Source organism: Pseudomonas gozinkensis (genome assembly GCF_014863585.1).
Classification (GTDB): domain Bacteria; phylum Pseudomonadota; class Gammaproteobacteria; order Pseudomonadales; family Pseudomonadaceae; genus Aquipseudomonas; species Aquipseudomonas gozinkensis.
In genome coordinates, this window is the sequence record NZ_CP062253.1 from 5,906,234 (window position 1) to 5,923,170 (window position 16,937).

The 16,937-nt window shown below is 61.1% G+C and carries 14 protein-coding genes; 9 read left to right on the forward strand and 5 right to left on the reverse strand.

All coding sequences use genetic code 11. From position 1 onward, the window contains the following. Positions 1 to 149: 149 nt before the first annotated feature. Both IHQ43_RS26425 and IHQ43_RS26430 read right to left on the reverse strand, forming a co-directional pair. A complete protein-coding gene (locus IHQ43_RS26425) occupies positions 150 to 779 on the reverse strand; it encodes a response regulator (protein ID WP_011336200.1) in 630 nt (209 codons plus the stop codon). 100 nt (positions 780 to 879) lie between these two features. Continuing rightward, positions 880 to 3,276 (reverse strand): PAS domain-containing sensor histidine kinase, encoded by a 2,397-nt coding sequence (locus IHQ43_RS26430; protein WP_192562604.1) that lies wholly within the window; start codon positions 3,274 to 3,276, stop codon positions 880 to 882. A gap of 73 nt (positions 3,277 to 3,349) precedes the next feature. On the opposite strand from IHQ43_RS26430, the gene IHQ43_RS26435 reads away from it, so the two are divergent. Continuing rightward, positions 3,350 to 4,339, forward strand: a complete 990-nt coding sequence (locus tag IHQ43_RS26435) for an alpha/beta hydrolase family protein (protein WP_192562605.1) — start codon at positions 3,350 to 3,352, stop codon at positions 4,337 to 4,339. A gap of 61 nt (positions 4,340 to 4,400) precedes the next feature. On the opposite strand, the gene IHQ43_RS26440 is transcribed toward IHQ43_RS26435, so the two are convergent. Genes IHQ43_RS26440 through IHQ43_RS26450 form a run of 3 tightly spaced genes read right to left on the reverse strand, consistent with a single transcriptional unit; the run spans position 4,401 to position 6,857 of the window. Next, on the reverse strand, positions 4,401 to 5,168 hold the full coding sequence (locus tag IHQ43_RS26440; RefSeq protein WP_192562606.1) for a TerB family tellurite resistance protein: 768 nt from the start codon (positions 5,166 to 5,168) through the stop codon (positions 4,401 to 4,403). A gap of 1 nt (position 5,169) precedes the next feature. Further along, the gene (murU, locus tag IHQ43_RS26445) at positions 5,170 to 5,841 is read right to left on the reverse strand and encodes an N-acetylmuramate alpha-1-phosphate uridylyltransferase MurU (protein WP_192562607.1); all 672 of its coding nucleotides are present in this window, start codon (positions 5,839 to 5,841) and stop codon (positions 5,170 to 5,172) included. Beyond that, complete coding sequence (locus IHQ43_RS26450; protein WP_192562608.1) at positions 5,838 to 6,857, reverse strand: aminoglycoside phosphotransferase family protein; 1,020 nt, start codon at positions 6,855 to 6,857, stop codon at positions 5,838 to 5,840. The genes murU and IHQ43_RS26450 overlap by 4 nt, the downstream gene beginning before the upstream one ends. A gap of 130 nt (positions 6,858 to 6,987) precedes the next feature. On the opposite strand from IHQ43_RS26450, the gene IHQ43_RS26455 reads away from it, so the two are divergent. From IHQ43_RS26455 to IHQ43_RS26490, 8 genes are all read left to right on the forward strand, one after another. Next, positions 6,988 to 9,786 carry an LPS-assembly protein LptD gene (locus IHQ43_RS26455; protein WP_192562609.1) on the forward strand — a complete coding sequence of 933 codons (2,799 nt, stop codon included), beginning with the start codon at positions 6,988 to 6,990 and terminating at the stop codon, positions 9,784 to 9,786. Next, a complete protein-coding gene (surA, locus tag IHQ43_RS26460; RefSeq protein WP_192562610.1) occupies positions 9,767 to 11,083 on the forward strand; it encodes a peptidylprolyl isomerase SurA in 1,317 nt (438 codons plus the stop codon). Before IHQ43_RS26455 ends, surA begins: the two co-directional genes overlap by 20 nt. Then, complete coding sequence (gene pdxA, locus IHQ43_RS26465; RefSeq protein WP_192562611.1) at positions 11,080 to 12,069, forward strand: 4-hydroxythreonine-4-phosphate dehydrogenase PdxA; 990 nt, start codon at positions 11,080 to 11,082, stop codon at positions 12,067 to 12,069. The genes surA and pdxA overlap by 4 nt, the downstream gene beginning before the upstream one ends. Beyond that, positions 12,066 to 12,884 (forward strand): 16S rRNA (adenine(1518)-N(6)/adenine(1519)-N(6))-dimethyltransferase RsmA, encoded by an 819-nt coding sequence (gene rsmA / locus IHQ43_RS26470; RefSeq protein WP_192562612.1) that lies wholly within the window; start codon positions 12,066 to 12,068, stop codon positions 12,882 to 12,884. The genes pdxA and rsmA overlap by 4 nt, the downstream gene beginning before the upstream one ends. 115 nt (positions 12,885 to 12,999) lie before the next feature. Next, the gene (gene apaG / locus IHQ43_RS26475; RefSeq protein WP_064380341.1) at positions 13,000 to 13,380 is read left to right on the forward strand and encodes a Co2+/Mg2+ efflux protein ApaG; all 381 of its coding nucleotides are present in this window, start codon (positions 13,000 to 13,002) and stop codon (positions 13,378 to 13,380) included. After that, the gene (locus tag IHQ43_RS26480; protein ID WP_192562613.1) at positions 13,380 to 14,261 is read left to right on the forward strand and encodes a symmetrical bis(5'-nucleosyl)-tetraphosphatase; all 882 of its coding nucleotides are present in this window, start codon (positions 13,380 to 13,382) and stop codon (positions 14,259 to 14,261) included. The genes apaG and IHQ43_RS26480 overlap by 1 nt, the downstream gene beginning before the upstream one ends. A gap of 33 nt (positions 14,262 to 14,294) precedes the next feature. Then, complete coding sequence (gene glpE, locus IHQ43_RS26485; RefSeq protein ID WP_192562614.1) at positions 14,295 to 14,624, forward strand: thiosulfate sulfurtransferase GlpE; 330 nt, start codon at positions 14,295 to 14,297, stop codon at positions 14,622 to 14,624. Positions 14,625 to 14,921: 297 nt separating this feature from the next. Next, entirely contained in the window at positions 14,922 to 16,844 is a 1,923-nt protein-coding gene (locus tag IHQ43_RS26490; RefSeq protein WP_064599839.1) for a PrkA family serine protein kinase, read from the forward strand. Positions 16,845 to 16,937: the final 93 nt, after the last annotated feature.

Below are 16,937 nucleotides of genomic sequence, written 5' to 3' on the forward strand. Positions count from 1 at the left end.
GCTAAGAGATATGCCCAATATCGCAGGATCGATGCAGAAACCTGTGGGAGCGAGCTTGCTCGCGAAAGCGGTGTGTCAGTCGCCATCTTTTCTGACTGACACCGCCTCTTCGCGAGCACGCTCGCTCCCACTGTGGACAGAGGTGTGGTTCAGAGGAGCTTGTGCTCCATCGCGTACTTCACCAGCTCGGCGAGGGAAGTGATGTTGAGTTTCTGCATCAGCCGCGCCTTGTGGGTGCTGATGGTCTTGCTGCTCAGGGCCAGTTGCTGGGCGATGTCGTTGACGTTGGCACCCTGGGCCAGGCGTTCGAACACCGAGAACTCGCGCTCGGACAGCAACGAGTGCAGCGGCCGCGCATCGGTCAGGCCGACTTCGAACACCATGCGGTCGGCCAGCTCCGGGTCGATGTAGCGCCCGCCCGCCGCGACCTTGCGGATCGCCGTCAGCAACAGCGCCGGATCACTGTCCTTGGTCGCATAACCGGCGGCGCCGATCTTCAGTGCCCGGGCGGCCATCTGCGCTTCGTCGTGCATCGACAGCACCAGAATCGCCGGCGGATGGTTCAGCGCGCGGATCCGCGGAATCGCTTCGAGCCCGTTGACGCCGGGCATCGAGATATCCAGCAGCACCACTTCGCAGGGCACGTTGCGCAGGGTTTCCAGCAATTGCTCGCCATTGCTCGCCTCCCCCACCACTTGCAGATCCTTGGCCAGGCCGATCAATTGCTTGATGCCTTCGCGAACAATGGTGTGGTCTTCGGCTACCAGTACACGGATCACTTTTCTTCTCCAGATTCAGGCAAACACAAATCCCTGTGGGAGCGGCGGTGCGACGATTCGACTTGCCCGCGAAGGCGTCAGTCCAGACACCGCAAAATCATCAGACCTCATCCACCGGCACCCACACCACCAGACGAGTGCCATCCCCCGGCTCACTTTCAAGCACCAACCGCCCGCCCATGATCAACACCCGCTCGCGCATGCCCACCAGTCCGAACGAAGTCGGCCTGCCGGCAGCGGCGACAAATCCTACGCCATCATCGCTGACCGTCAGACACAATTCGTCCCCTTCCTGCGCCAGCGTCAGTTCCACAGTATGCGCCTGGGCATGGCGCATGACGTTGGTCAGCGCCTCCTGAAGAATACGGAACAGGCCGATGGCCTTGGCGTCGCTGAGCGGCGCAAGGTTGTCCGGCACCTGCACCAGACACGGAATCTGCGTGCGCGCCTCGAACCGCCGCGCCTGCCACTCGATCGCCGAGGCGATCCCGGCATCGAGGATCGGCGGGCGCAGCGCCGTCGCCACGTCCCGCACCAGTTGAAACAACTGGGCAATCAGGCGCTTCATGCTGTTCAGCCGCTCGTTCAGACCCGGGTCGAGTTGCGCGTAGGCCAGTTCGCACATCGATGTCTCCAGTTTCAATACCGTCAGCATTTGCCCCAGTTCATCGTGGACTTCGCGGGCAATGCGTGCTTTTTCCTCTTCCCGCACGCTTTCGAGGTGCGCCGACAATTCGCGCAGTTGTTCGCGGGAGGCCGCCAGTTCCAGTTCGATGCGTTTGCTTTCGGTGATGTCCCAGACGATGCCGTCCCAGACATAGGCACCGCCCTCCAGCTGACGGGTGATCGCCTTGATCTCGGCCCAGCGCTGCTCGCCCTGGCGCGTCAGGATCCGGCCTTGCCACGACCAGTCGCTGTCGGTGTCCAGCGCCTGATCCTGGGTCTGGTGATAAGCGGCCCGGTCATCCGGATGCACCAGACTGCGCAGGCCCATGTCGCGATGGGCGATGGCGGCCGGCGCGTAGCCGACCAGACTCTCGCTGCCCTCGCTGATGTAAGCGAAGTCGATCTGCCCGGTCACCGGCGCGCGCTCGAGGCGGAACACCAGCCCCGGTACATTGGCCGCGATGCCTTGCAGCCGCGCCTCGCTTTCCTGCAACGCAGCCAGGGCACGGCGACGCTCTGTGACATCGGTGAGATAAACCACGAGGTACTCGCCATCGCGAAAACGCAGGAAGCTCAACGACACGTCGGCCGGCAGCACACTTCCATCGGCGCGCACACAGTTGGTTTCAAAACTCAGCGGCCCTTCTTCGCTGGCCCGGGCGCGTTTCCACAGGTTCAGCCAGCGGTCCATGTGCAGGCCCGGTTCGAAGTCGATCAACGGCCGGTCGATGATGGCGCCCTGTGGATAACCGAGCATGTTTTCTGCCGCACGGTTGGCGTAGCGCACATGGCTGTCCCAGTTGACCCAGAGAATGCCGACGGTGCTCTGGTCGATGGAAAACTGAGTCAGGCGCAGGGCTTCTTCACTGGCGGCGCGCAGGGCGATGTCTTCGCGCGCGTCGAGCAGACGTTGTTCAAGGTTGCGCTGCTGGCGGCGTTGCCAGAACACGATGGCCACGCAACTGAGCAGCAGCACCGCGAACAACAGACTCAGGTTCTGCCAGAAGCCCGGAGACTCGGAAAGCCGCGGATACTTGGGTTGCAGCCACTGCGCATGCAGACGCTCCAGGTCCTTGGCCGGGATTGCGCGCAAGGCGCTCTCGACGATACCGGCCAGTTCCGGCCAGTCACGACGGGTACCGATGCGCAGCAGTTGCGGCAAACCGATGTCACCGACCACCACCAGCCCGGCGAACTCCGGTTCCGCCGACAGCCGCCCGAGCTGCGCCTCATCGACCACCGCGTAGGACGCCTGCTGACTCAGCAACAGTTGCAGCGCCTGACGTTCCATCGGTACGCCTTGCAGATTCAGGTGGGGATAGTTGCCGCGCAGGTAATCGGCGGTGACGCCGGGCATGCGCACGGCCACGCGGGTCTGGCTGTCGAGTTTTTCCAGTTCCACGGTCGCGCTGCTCTTCTGGTCGCTGACCACCAGTTGCGGCACACGCATATACGGGTCGGAAAACTGCCACAAGCGCAACCCGCCCGGGGTCTGGGTCAAGCCCGGGGCGATGTCGATTTCGCCTTCCCGGGCAGCGGCCTCAAGTTGTGCCAGATCCTGAAAGTTGCGCCAGCTCAGCTCGACATTCAGCGCCTTGGCCAATGCCTTCATCACTTCGACGTTGGCCCCCGACAGCCGCTGCAAGCGCCGGTCGTATTGCGCGTACGGCGCCTGCAACACCAGGCCCACGCGCAACTCATTGTGCTGTGCGAGCCACTGTTGCTCGCTCGCCGACAACCGCGCGAGGTGACTCGGTGGCGCAGGCGCCGCCCAGCCCATCAAGGGAAACGCCAGACAGCCGATAACCCACAGGCAGCAAAAACGCATCATTGAAGTCTCATACACTGACAAATTCTGACCAACCCATTAGGCTGCCGGGATAACTTCTGGCCTGGAATAACCGATGCCCCCTGTCTATCGCCTGGCAATGCCAGCATTGTGCCTGTCGCTGATCCTGCCTTGTGCGTTTTCCGTCGAAGCCGCGGATCCGGCACCTGCCCCCGCCGCAGAAAAAGCCGCCGAAGAAAAACCGGTCGAACGCCAGCCACTGCTTGAGCGTAGTCAGGAAGAAGCCGCGGCACTCGAACGCAAGGTTCCGGCCCAGGAACAACAGCAACTGCAAGCCGGCAGCGACACCTTCCTCGCCTTGTGGAAACCGGCCAACACCGCCGAACCCAAAGGCGCGGTGATCCTCATTCCCGGTGCCGGCGAGACCGCCGACTGGCCCCAGGCGATCGGCCCGTTGCGCCGCAAGTTGCCGGACGTTGAGTGGAGCAGCCTGAGTATCACCCTGCCCGATCTGCAAAGCGATGCCATCGCACCGCGCGTGGCCGAAGCCCCCGCCGCACCGAAAACCGCCGACCCGGGCAGCAAGGATTCCACCACCGCCGAGCCGATCGAACAAGCCGCCGGCGGCGAAGCCGATGTGACGGACAAGGTCGTTGCTGAATCCACCGAGGAACAGTCCAAGGCCGACGCCGAGCGAATCTTCGCCCGCATCGACGCAGCACTGGCCTACGCCGAACAACAGAGCGCGCGCAGCATCGTCGTCCTCGGCCACGGCACCGGCGCCTACTGGGCGGCGCGCTACATGAGCGAGAGACAGAACTCGCAGGTCGAGAAGCTGATGCTGGTAGCGGCGCAGACCCCGGTCAAGGCCAAGCCGGAACTGGTGGAACTGACACCGACCCTGAAGCTGCCGACAGCCGACATTTTCTATATGGATAAGGCGCTGGACCGCAACGCGGCGCTGGAGCGCATGCAGGCGAGCAAACGGCTGAAGACGTCCGCGTTCAGTCAGGTCGCACTTAAAGCGCTGCCGGACAACAAGGCCGAGCAGGAACAATTGTTCCGCCGGGTGCGTGGCTGGTTGAATCCGCAAAGCCCGGACTGAAGAGCCCGGACTAAAAACGCAGACAAAAAAATCGCAGCCCGACGCTGCGATTTTTTTATGCCTAGCGAAAATCCCGCCGTTCGCGAATCAACGTGTAGGCATTGTGCAATTCGCGGGTCCTCTCGGTGGCCTCACGCACTTGCGCCGGCGTGGCACCTGTCCCGGCGACCTTGTCCGGGTGATGCCGGCTGAGCAGGCGTCGATAGGCACGTTTGATCTGCGCCGGTTCACTGGTGGCTGATACGCCGAGCAGACGCATTGCCTCCTGATAGCTGACCGCCGCGCTGACGATCGGACGCTTGTGCGGCTCGTAATCCGCCGCCAGCGCCTGGATCTGGTGCGTCGTCCAGCCCAGCCATTTGCCCCACCTCGCCAGCAACTCACGCTCACTGACGCCGGCCCGGCCGTCGGCCCAGACCATCCGCCAGCAGGCGCGCAACACGCCTTCGGCCGCATGGGGTTGAGCGCTCAACCGCCGCAGATAACCGCGCAGATTGTCGTTGCCGGACTTGCCGCGATTAAATGCAGCAATCGCCCGGCGCTGTGCCGGATCGCTCATTTCCAGCGAGCGCATTTCCTGACGCGCCTGCTGGATGTGACCGTCCGTGACCCGCCCGTCGCTCTTGGCCAGACGCCCGAGCAACACGAACAACAGTTCGTCGTTGCGCAGCATCGGCCGGCCGCCGAGTTTTTCCCGCAAATGCCCCCAGCTCTGCAAATGCAGGCGCCGATCCAGCGCCTGCCCCAACAAAGCCCCAAGCATGGCCCCCGGAATGCTGGCGATAGCAAAACCTGCTCCGGCTCCAATCAGAGTCCCTGGCCACAACATATCAGCGACTCGCTTCTATCAAGGCTTCAGCTTCGGCCAGACGCTCGTGCGTACCGACATCGACCCAGTGACCTTTCAGTCGCTCGCCGGTCACCTGCCCGTCCGCCATGGCTCTTCGCAACAGCGGCGCCAGCTTGAAGGCACCGTCAGTGCAGCCGTCGAACAACTGCGGATGCAGTACGGCGATGCCGCTGTAGGTCAGGGTCGCTGCCTCGGCCTGGCCATCACGCACCTGGCCGTCGGCCAGGGTGAAATCGCCTGTCGGGTGATGCGCCGGGTTGTCCGCCAGCACCAGATGCGCCAGGCCAGTGATCGGCTGATGCAGCACGCTGAAGTCGTAATCGGTCCAGATGTCACCGTTGACTACCAGAAACGCGTCCTCGCCCAGCAGCGGCAAGGCGCGGAAAATTCCACCGCCGGTTTCCAGCGGCTCGCCCTCCGGCGAGTACTGGATCGACACGCCGAATCGCGAGCCATCGCCCAAGTGATCTTCAATCTGCTGTCCGAGCCAGGCATGGTTGATCACGATCTCATTGAAACCTGCCGCCGCGAGGGCACGCAGGTGGTATTCAATCAGCGGCACGCCACCGGCTCGCACCAGCGGTTTGGGGGTGGTCAGGGTCAGCGGGCGCATCCGCTCGCCTTTGCCTGCCGCCAGGATCATTGCCTTCATGCCGTCACTCCACCACGCAGGCTGGCGAGCAGTGCCTGCAGATCCGCCAGCTCGGGACGGCGCGCGATGACCGCTTCTATATAAGAGAAGAAACGCGGTACATCGCCAAGGTAACGCGGCTTGCCGTCGCGATGGCAGATGCGGGCGAAGATGCCGATGACTTTCAGATGGCGCTGCACGCCCATCAGGTCGCTGGCGCGCAGGAACTCTTCGAAGTCCGGCTGCACCGGGATGTTCAGCGCCAACGCCTGTTGCCAGTAGCTTTCCAGCCAGCCGCGCACACGCTCTTCAGGCCAGCTGAGGAATGCGTCCTTGAACAGACAGGTCACGTCGTAGGTCACCGGGCCATACACGGCGTCCTGAAAATCCAGCACGCCGGGATTCGGTTCGCTGAGCATCAGGTTGCGCGGCATGTAGTCGCGGTGCACCAGGACTTTCGGCTGGGCCAGGGCGCTGTCGATCAGCAGCTCGCTGACTTTTTGCCACTGTTGCTGCTGGGTTGCATCGAACTCGACGCCCAACTCGCGTTTCACGTACCACTCGGGGAACAGTTCCAGCTCGCGGCGCAACAATGCGACGTCATAGCTCGGCAGCGGTGCCACCATCGGCAGTTGCTGAAAAGCCAGCAGCGCTTGCAGGGCATCGCTGAATAACGCGTCGGCATTTTCGCTGTCGATCACGTCCAGATAGGTCTTGTTGCCCAGGTCATTGAGCAAAAGAAACCCGCGTTCGAGGTCCTCGGCATAAATTTTCGGCACGTTGATGCCGGATTTCGCCAGCAAAAAGGCGATATCCACGAACGGTTTGCAGTTTTCCTGAGGCGGCGGCGCGTCCATCACGACGAAGCTGCGACCCGCGCCTTCCCAACGGAAATACCGGCGGAAACTCGCGTCGCTGCTGGCTGCGGTCAACGTGGCCGGGGGTACGGCGCCCCAGCCCTGATCTGCAAAAAGGGTTGCCAGCTGTTCATCGAGCCAAACTTTCAGGTGTTGCAAGCGTACATCTTGATCAGGCATTGCAAGGGTCTCCGACGGCGCTAGCCGTCAAGCGGGTCATGCTTTATTATCCAGCATCTTTTTCAGACCATCGAGAGGCGTGCGGCCCACACCGCGGGCAGATGGCACGCAGGAAGCCCGGACTAATAAGATGGCATTGAAATCCCCCGCGTTTCGTAAAAAATTTCCGTTGTTGGTAACCGGCAGTCTGCTGGCTATGCAACCTCTGGCCAGTTCATTCGTTGTTGCCGCCGAGCAGTATGACTGCGCCGTCTCGGCAACGGGTGGCTGGGCCTGCTCGCCGAAGACGCCGGCCGCTGCCTTGCCGCCGCGTCCGGTGCATGACGGCAGTGCCGTCAGTGCTGCTGGCGAAGCCGCGGCCGAGAGCGGCTCCACTGCGGAGTCCGGGCCCAAGCCGGTACTGGTTACCGAGTCCAAGGGCCGCGGCCTGAAATCCCGTAGCGAAGACTACAGTCACCTCGACTGGGTTCCGCGCGAGAAGCTCACCGCCGCCCAACTGGCCGAGACCGGTCCTTACTGCTCTGGTTCCTATATCGAACCGATTCGTCCTGGCATGAATGACAAGACGAATAAAAGTGACGCTCCGACCTTCATCGGCGCCAAGGCTTCGCGTTATCAGCAGGATTCGCAGGTTGCGAGTCTGGCCGGTGACGTGGTCATGCGTCAGGGCAGCATGCAGGTCGAGGCCGACGAGGCCAACCTGTATCAGGCCGAAAGCCGTGGTGAACTGGCGGGCAACGTGCGCATTCGCGACAACGGTGCGCTGATCGTCGGCGACCACGCCGATGTGCAGCTGGACACCGGTGAAGCCAAGGTCGACAACGCCGAATACGTGATGCACAAGTCGCGCATCCGCGGTAACGCGCTGTACGCCAAGCGTGCCGAAAACGCGATCATCCGTCTGAAGGACGGCACGTACACCACGTGCGAACCGAACAGCAATGCGTGGCAGCTCAAGGGCAACAACATCACCCTGAACCCTGCCACCGGTTTCGGTACCGCGACCAACGTGACACTGCGGGTCAAGGACATTCCTGTCCTGTACACGCCGTACATCTACTTCCCGATCGACGATCGTCGTCAGTCGGGCTTCCTGCCGCCGACCATCGGCACCGGCAGCGACACCGGCTTCATGCTGGTGACCCCGTACTACTTCAACCTGGCACCGAACTACGACGCCACGTTGTATCCACGCTACATGGCCAAACGCGGTCTGTTGATGGAAGGCGAATTCCGTTACCTCACCAAGTCCAGCGAAGGTCAGTTCGGTGCGGCGTACCTCAACGACGAGGAAACCGAGCGCAGCAAACAGACCGACTACCAAAAGAATCGCTACATGTACAACTGGCAGCACAAGGGTGGTCTCGACTCCCGCGTGTTCACCCAGGTCGACTACACCAAGATCAGCGATCCGTACTACTTCCAGGATCTGCAGACCGACCAGATTGGCGTGAAAAGTGCCGACTACGTGAACCAGCAGGGCTCGGTCACCTATCGCGGCGACAGCTACACCGCCCGTTTGAACGCCCAGGCGTACCAGCTGGCAACCGTATCGAACATCACACCGTATGACCGCCTGCCGCAGATCACCTTCAATGGTCAGCTGCCGTATCACCCCGAAGGTCTGAATTTCGACTACGAGACCGAGATCGTCCGTTTCGATCGTGATCTGAAAAACGGCGACTTCATCAACGAAGACGGTACTTCCGCACCACGGCTGGACACCAATGTGATTGGTCTGGCCCGCGCCAACGGTGATCGCCTGAACCTGAAGCCAGGTGTCAGCCTGCCAATGAACTGGACTTACGGATTCTTGAAGCCATCGCTCAAGTATCAATACACCCAGTATCAATTGGACCTGGACGGGACCGGCAAATCGCAAATTGCCAACCAGACCGCAGAACAAAACAAGCTCGACGGCACCTTCGACAGCAACCAGAGTCGCGGCGTGCCCATCGCCAGCGTTGACGGCGGCCTGTACTTCGACCGCAACACATCCTACTTTGGCAAGAACTACCGCCAGACGCTGGAACCACGTTTGTTCTACCTCTATGTACCTGAGGTGGACCAGGAAGACATTCCGGTATTCGACACCAGCGAGTACACCTTCAACTACGCCTCGCTGTTCCGCGACAACCGCTTCTCCGGTTCCGACCGTGTCGGCGACGAGAACAAACTCTCGCTGGGCGTGACCAGCCGCTGGATCGAAGATGACGGATTCGAGCGTCAACGCATCAGCGTCGGCCAGGCGCTGTACTTCAAGGACCGCAAGGTTCAACTCCCGGGTATCGCGTTCAACGATCGCGACGACGCCAGATCCAGCGTCTCGCCATACGCGCTGGAGTACGAATACCGCTGGAACCGCGACTGGCGCACCACTGCCGACTACAACTGGGACCCGGACAGCCGCAGCCCGCGTTCCGGCAGCGCGATGTTCCACTATCAGCCTGAAGACAACCCGAACAAGGTGGTCAACGTCGGCTATCGCTATCGCAACGACCAGGTCCGCTACGACCAGAACACCGGTAAATGGTCGGTGGGTGGTGGTGACTACGGCACGCCTGGCCAGCCTGGCTACGTGAAGGACTACTACAAGATCCAGCAGCATGACTTCTCGGTCATCTGGCCGATCGTTCCACAGTGGAGCGCGATCAGCCGCTGGCAGTACGACTACAACCGCAACCGTACACTGGAAGCCTTCGGTGGTTTCGAGTACGACAACTGCTGCTGGAAACTGCGCCTGATCAACCGTTACTGGGTTTCCTACGATGAATTCAGTCAGGAAGCTCCGCAAAACGAAAAAGGCGACCACGGCGTCTTCCTCCAAATTGTTCTGAAGGGACTCGGCGGCCTCACCGGCGCCAAGGTAGAGAGCTTCCTCGACAAAGGCATCCAAGGTTATCGTCAACGTGAAGACCAAGCTTTCTGATTGTCTGCGCCCGCTGATGCTGGGCGCGCTGTTCCTGGGTACCGCGGCCAACGCCGCGGTGCAGTCCATCGATAAAGTGGTGGCCATCGTCGACAACGACGTGGTCATGCAGAGCCAGCTGGATCAACGCGTCCACGAAGTTCAGCAAACCATCGCCAAACGCGGCGGCGGTCTGCCGCCTCCGGGCGTACTGGATCAACAGGTGCTCGAGCGCCTGATCGTCGAGAATCTGCAACTGCAGATCGGCGAGCGCTCCGGCATCCGTATCACCGATGAAGAGCTGAACCAGGCAGTCGGCACCATTGCCCAGCGCAACAACATGACCCCGGACCAGTTCCGCGTCGCCCTGTCTCGTGACGGTCTCTCTTATGAAGATGCCCGCGAGCAGATCCGTCGTGAAATGGTCATCAGCCGTGTCCGTCAGCGTCGCGTGGCTGAGCGCATTCAGGTATCGGAACAGGAAGTGAAGAACTTCCTCGCCTCCGACCTGGGCAAGATGCAACTGTCCGAAGAACTGCACCTGGCCAACATCCTGATTCCGACCCCGGAAAGCGCCAACTCCGAAGCGATTCAGAGTGCTGCACGCAAGGCGATGGAGGTGTATCAGCAACTCAAGCAAGGTGCTGACTTCGGCCAGATGGCCGTAGCCAACTCCGCCAGTGACAACGCCCTCGAAGGCGGCGATATGGGCTGGCGTAAAGCCGCTCAACTGCCACCGCCGTTCGACCGCGAGCTGAGCAGCATGACGCCTGGCGACATCACTCAACCGGCACGCACCCCGGGTGGTTTCATCATCCTGAAGCTGCTGGAAAAGCGCGGTGGCGAGAGCCAGATGCGCGACGAAGTACATGTGCGCCACATTCTGGTCAAGCCTAGTCCGGTTCGTGACGAAGCCAAGACCAAGGAACTGGCCCAGTCGCTCTACAACCGTATCGAAGCCGGCGAAGATTTCGCTGAACTGGCCAAAAAGTATTCGGAAGACCCGGGTTCTGCTCTCAACGGCGGCGACCTGAACTGGATCGACCCGAACGCACTGGTACCGGAATTCCGCGCCGTGATGGCCAAGTCCCCGCAAGGTCAGCTGTCCAAGCCGTTCCAGACCCAGTACGGCTGGCACGTTCTGGAAGTCCTCGGCCGTCGCGCCACTGACAGCACCGAACAGGCTCGCGAGCAGCAGGCAATGACCGTACTGCGTAACCGCAAATACGACGAAGAGCTGCAGACCTGGCTGCGTCAGATCCGTGACGAAGCGTACGTAGAGATCAAACTCCCTGGTGCAGACCAGGCAGCGCAGTGAAACCCAAGCGTTTCGCGCTGACACCCGGCGAACCGGCCGGCATCGGTCCCGACCTTTGCCTGCTGCTCGCCTCGCAAGCCCAGCCACACCCCCTGATTGCCATCACCAGCCGCGACCTGCTCCAAGAGCGGGCCGAGCAGCTGGGGCTGGCCGTCAGTCTGCTGGAAGTCGCACCGGGCAACTGGCCGGACGCTCCGGCGCCGGCCAGCAGCCTGTATGTCTGGGACACCCCACTCAGCGCCCCCGTGGTCGCCGGGCAACTGGACAAGGCCAACGCCGCATTCGTCCTTGAAACCCTGACCCGCGCCGGCAATGGCTGTCTGAACGGCGACTTCGCCGGGATGATCACCGCCCCGGTGCACAAGGGCGTGATCAACGAATCGGGCATCGCCTTTTCCGGCCATACCGAATTCCTTGCCGACCTGACCCACACTGCCCAGGTCGTGATGATGCTCGCTACCCGCGGTTTGCGCGTGGCGCTGGTCACCACTCACCTGCCCCTGCGCGAGATCGCCGATGCGATCACGCCGGAGCGGCTGGAACGGGTCACGCGAATTCTGCACGCCGATCTGCACCAAAAATTCGGCATCGCCCAACCGCGCATCCTGGTCTGCGGACTCAACCCGCACGCTGGCGAAGGCGGACACCTGGGCCATGAAGAAATCGACATCATCGAACCCACATTGGAGCGCCTGCGCGGTGAGGGCATGGACCTTCGTGGCCCGCTGCCTGCCGACACTCTGTTTACCCCCAAATATCTGGAGCACTGCGACGCAGTGCTGGCGATGTACCACGACCAGGGCCTGCCCGTGCTGAAGTACAAAGGCTTCGGCGCAGCGGTCAACGTGACCCTGGGCCTGCCGATCATCCGCACTTCGGTCGACCACGGCACCGCCCTGGATCTGGCCGGTAGCGGCAAGATCGACACCGGCAGCCTGCAGGTCGCCCTGGAAACCGCCTACCAGATGGCCGAGACCCGTTTATGACCGAGCAATACCAACACAAGGCGCGCAAACGCTTTGGCCAGAATTTCCTGCACGATGCCGGCGTCATCGACCGCATCCTGCGCTCCATCAGCGCCAAGCCTGACGACCGGATGCTGGAAATCGGCCCGGGCCAGGGCGCATTGACCGCCGGCATCCTCAACTCCGGCGCGCAACTCGACGTGGTGGAGCTGGACAAGGACCTGATCCCGATCCTCAACCAGCAGTTCGCCGGCAAGAGCAATTTCAACCTGCATCAGGGCGATGCACTGAAGTTCGACTTCAACAGCCTGAACGCTGCGCCGAACAGCCTGCGCGTGGTCGGCAACCTGCCGTACAACATCTCCACGCCGCTGATTTTCCACCTGCTGAACAATGCCTCAATCATCCGCGACATGCACTTCATGCTGCAGAAGGAAGTGGTCGAGCGTCTGGCCGCAGGCCCCGGTGGCGGCGATTGGGGCCGTCTGTCGATCATGGTTCAGTACCATTGCCGGGTCGAACACCTGTTCAACGTCGGCCCGGGTGCGTTCAATCCGCCGCCGAAAGTCGACTCGGCGATCGTCCGTCTGGTGCCGCACGCGGTGCTGCCGCACCCAGCCAAGGATCATCGCCTGCTCGAGCGTGTGGTGCGTGAAGCCTTCAACCAGCGCCGCAAGACCCTGCGCAACACCCTCAAGCAACTGCTGAGCAATGCCGAAATCGAAGCCGCCGGCGTCGATGGCAGCCTGCGACCGGAGCAACTCGATCTGGCCGCGTTCGTGCGCCTGGCCGACAAGCTCGCCGAGCAGCCGGCGAAAGCGCCTGAAGCCGACTGACAAGCAATCATCGCTATCGGGCGGGACGCCAACTCTGGTCTACTGCCCGATACTTGCCTAGACTGAATCCGATCAGCTAAGCCCCGCGTCCCGCTTCGTTTTTAAGGCCTTTTGCATGTCCGATCCTCGCTACCAGGTCGATGTCAGTGTCGTTACCCACTATCTGGCAGACCAATCGCAACCCGAGCACGAGCGCTTTGCCTTCGCCTACACCATCACCGTGCAGAACAACGGCGAACAACCGGCCCGCCTGATGTCGCGGCACTGGGTCATCACCGATGGCGACGGGCATGTCGAAGAAGTGCGAGGCGCCGGCGTGGTTGGCCAGCAACCGTTGATCGGCGCTGGCAAAAGTCACACCTACAGCAGCGGCACAGTGATGACCACCAAAGTCGGCACCATGCAAGGCACTTACGAAATGGTCGCCGACGACGGCAAGCATTTCGACGCAATCATCAAGCCCTTCCGCCTCGCCGTTCCCGGAGCCCTGCACTGATGGCGACTTATGCCGTCGGCGACCTGCAAGGCTGCCTCGAACCGCTCAAGTGCCTGCTCAAGCAGGTCGCGTTCGACCCGACCCTCGATCGCCTGTGGCTGGTCGGCGATCTGGTCAATCGGGGCCCGCAGTCGCTGGAAACCCTGCGCTTCCTTTATGGCATGCGCGACTCGCTGGTCTGCGTCCTCGGCAATCACGATCTGCACCTGCTGGCGGCGGCGAAGAACATCGAGCGCATGAAAAAGTCCGACACGCTGCGTGAAATCCTTGAAGCGCCGGACTGCGCCGAACTGATGGAGTGGCTGCGCCAGCAAAAACTCATGCATTACGACGAGCAGCGCGAAGTGGCCATGGTGCATGCGGGCATCCCGCCGCAATGGTCGCTGCGCAAAGCGCTCAAGTACGCTGAGGAAGTCGAGACCGCGCTGCGTGACGACAACCTGCTTTCGCCCTTCCTCGACGGCATGTACGGCAACGAGCCGGCGAAATGGGACAGCGACCTCAAAGGCGTGACGCGTCTGCGAGTCATCACCAATTACTTCACCCGCATGCGTTTCTGTACCGCCGAAGGCAAGCTCGACCTCAAGAGCAAGGAAGGCCTCGATACCGCGCCGCCGGGCTACAAACCCTGGTTCCAGCACAAGGAACGCAAGACCCGTGGCCTGCGGATCATTTTCGGTCACTGGGCGGCGCTGGAAGGCAACGTCCAGGAACCCGGTATTTCTGCCCTCGACACCGGTTGCGTGTGGGGCGGCAGCCTGACCCTGATGAATGTCGACAGTGGCGAACGCCTGTCATGCAAATGCGACGAACACGGGGCCGTCCTGCCCACCGTCGCACCATTGATCACCGAATCTTCTCCCGTCAGCGCCCCGCGCTAGACTGCGTTTTCAGCCGAGCCACAGGAGCCCGCCATGAGCGAATTCAAACGTATCCCCCCGGAACAGGCCCAGACCCTGCGCGAGCAAGGTGCCGTGGTCGTCGACGTCCGTGACCCGGCAACATTTGCCGCACTGCACATCAGCGGCTCGAAGCACCTGGATAATCACTCCCTTCACGCCTTCATCCAGGGCGCAGACCTCGATGCCCCCACGGTCGTGGTCTGCTACCACGGCAACTCAAGCCAAGGTGCCGCGGCGTATCTCGTGAGCCAGGGCTTTTCCGACGTCTACAGCATGGACGGCGGCTTTGAACTGTGGCGTACGACTTTTCCTACGGAAACCGCGCAAGGCACCTCCGAATAATTTTTTTGTAACGTGCAGGCCCCGGCTGCCGTGGGTCTGCGCGGTAGCAGACGAACGGTCTGAGACAACTAATTACGTATCTCGCCTTTACCTCCCGAATTCCCAACTATCCTTAAGCCCAGGCCATCCAAAACAGGGGAGAGCCGGTACACCGGCGCACGGGTCATCGGGAGTGACTTCCGCGATTGTCGATCGTGGAAGGGTTCTGGGGGGTAAACAACAGCTGCCATCGCGGCTGCTTGCCAGCATCGACTGAGTGATCCGGCGTCGGCTCCACGTATCGAGCGAGGTGACGTCATGAGTATCTTTAGCCACTTCCAACAACGCTTCGAATCCACACGCCAGGAAGAATTCTCCCTGCAGGAGTACCTGGAACTGTGCAAAAAGGATCGCAGTGCCTACGTTTCCGCCGCCGAGCGTCTTTTAATGGCCATCGGAGAACCGGAACTGCTCGACACCTCGACCAATTCGAGGCTGTCGCGAATCTTCTCCAACAAGGTGATCCGCCGCTATCCGGCCTTTGAAGACTTCCACGGGATGGAAGAATGCATCGACCAGATCGTGTCGTATTTCCGCCATGCCGCTCAGGGCCTGGAAGAAAAGAAACAGATCCTCTATCTGCTCGGCCCTGTCGGCGGCGGTAAATCGTCCCTGGCCGAGAAGCTGAAACAACTGATGGAAAAAGTGCCCTTCTATGCCATCAAGGGCTCGCCGGTATTCGAATCGCCCCTGGGTCTGTTCAACGCCACCGAAGATGGCGCGATCCTCGAGGAAGACTTCGGCATTCCACGGCGCTATCTGAACACCATCATGTCGCCATGGGCCACCAAGCGCCTGGCCGAATTCGGCGGCGACATCAGCCAGTTCCGCGTGGTCAAGCTGTACCCGTCGATCCTCAACCAGATCGCCGTGGCCAAGACCGAACCGGGTGACGAAAACAACCAGGACATCTCCGCGCTGGTGGGCAAGGTCGATATCCGCAAACTCGAAGAATTCCCGCAGAACGACGCCGACGCCTACAGCTACTCCGGTGCGCTGTGCCGGGCCAACCAGGGCCTGATGGAATTCGTCGAAATGTTCAAGGCACCGATCAAGGTGCTCCACCCGCTGCTGACCGCCACCCAGGAAGGCAACTACAACAGTACCGAAGGCCTGGGCGCGATCCCGTTCACCGGGATTCTGCTGGCCCACTCCAACGAATCGGAGTGGCACACCTTCCGCAACAACAAGAACAACGAAGCCTTCATCGACCGGATCTACATCGTCAAGGTGCCGTACTGCCTGCGCGTCAGTGACGAAGTGAAGATCTACGACAAGCTGCTGTTCAACAGCTCCCTGTCCAAAGCCCATTGCGCGCCGGACACCCTGAAGATGCTGGCCCAGTTCACTGTGCTTTCACGCCTGAAGGAGCCGGAAAACTCCAATATCTATTCGAAGATGCGCGTGTATGACGGCGAAAACCTCAAGGACACCGATCCGAAGGCCAAGTCGATTCAGGAATACCGCGATGCAGCGGGCGTCGACGAAGGCATGAACGGTCTGTCGACCCGGTTCGCGTTCAAGATCCTGTCCAAGGTCTTCAACTTCGATCCGCATGAAATCGCCGCCAACCCGGTTCACCTGCTCTATGTGCTGGAACAGCAGATCGAACAGGAACAGTTCCAGGCCGAGACCCGCGAGCGTTACCTGCGTTACCTGAAAGAGTACCTGGCACCGCGTTATATCGAATTCATCGGCAAGGAGATCCAGACCGCTTACCTCGAGTCTTACAGCGAGTACGGCCAGAACATTTTCGACCGCTACGTGCTGTATGCGGACTTCTGGATTCAGGATCAGGAATACCGCGATCCGGAAACCGGCGAGATCCTCAACCGCGTCGCCCTCAACGAGGAGCTGGAAAAAATCGAAAAACCGGCCGGCATCAGCAATCCGAAGGATTTCCGCAACGAAATCGTCAACTTCGTACTGCGCGCCCGGGCCAACAACAACGGCAAGAATCCGACCTGGCTCAGTTACGAAAAACTGCGGGTGGTCATCGAGAAGAAAATGTTCTCGAACACCGAAGACCTGCTGCCAGTCATCAGCTTCAACGCCAAGGCCAGCAAAGAGGATCAACAGAAACACAACGACTTCGTTACACGAATGGTCGAACGCGGCTACACCGACAAACAGGTACGACTGCTCTCCGAGTGGTATCTGCGGGTCAGAAAATCGCAGTGAGGCAGCTGCAAGCTTCTAGCAACAAGCTGCAAGCGAACGGCGGATAAGTCCCCACTTCGGGATCTGAGGCGTTTTCGCTTGCAGCTTGAAGCT

Bases quoted from the DNA above. Each gene is read 5' to 3' on its own strand.
- IHQ43_RS26450 (WP_192562608.1), bottom strand. From the start codon at position 6,857: ATGCCTGATCAAGATGTACGCTTGCAACACCTGAAAGTTTGGCTCGAT.
- apaG (WP_064380341.1), top strand. From the start codon at position 13,000: ATGTCCGATCCTCGCTACCAGGTCGATGTCAGTGTCGTTACCCACTAT.
- murU (WP_192562607.1), bottom strand. From the start codon at position 5,841: ATGAAGGCAATGATCCTGGCGGCAGGCAAAGGCGAGCGGATGCGCCCG.
- rsmA (WP_192562612.1), top strand. From the start codon at position 12,066: ATGACCGAGCAATACCAACACAAGGCGCGCAAACGCTTTGGCCAGAAT.
- IHQ43_RS26490 (WP_064599839.1), top strand. From the start codon at position 14,922: ATGAGTATCTTTAGCCACTTCCAACAACGCTTCGAATCCACACGCCAG.
- IHQ43_RS26435 (WP_192562605.1), top strand. From the start codon at position 3,350: ATGCCCCCTGTCTATCGCCTGGCAATGCCAGCATTGTGCCTGTCGCTG.
- IHQ43_RS26455 (WP_192562609.1), top strand. From the start codon at position 6,988: ATGGCATTGAAATCCCCCGCGTTTCGTAAAAAATTTCCGTTGTTGGTA.
- glpE (WP_192562614.1), top strand. From the start codon at position 14,295: ATGAGCGAATTCAAACGTATCCCCCCGGAACAGGCCCAGACCCTGCGC.
- IHQ43_RS26440 (WP_192562606.1), bottom strand. From the start codon at position 5,168: ATGTTGTGGCCAGGGACTCTGATTGGAGCCGGAGCAGGTTTTGCTATC.
- IHQ43_RS26480 (WP_192562613.1), top strand. From the start codon at position 13,380: ATGGCGACTTATGCCGTCGGCGACCTGCAAGGCTGCCTCGAACCGCTC.
- IHQ43_RS26430 (WP_192562604.1), bottom strand. From the start codon at position 3,276: ATGATGCGTTTTTGCTGCCTGTGGGTTATCGGCTGTCTGGCGTTTCCC.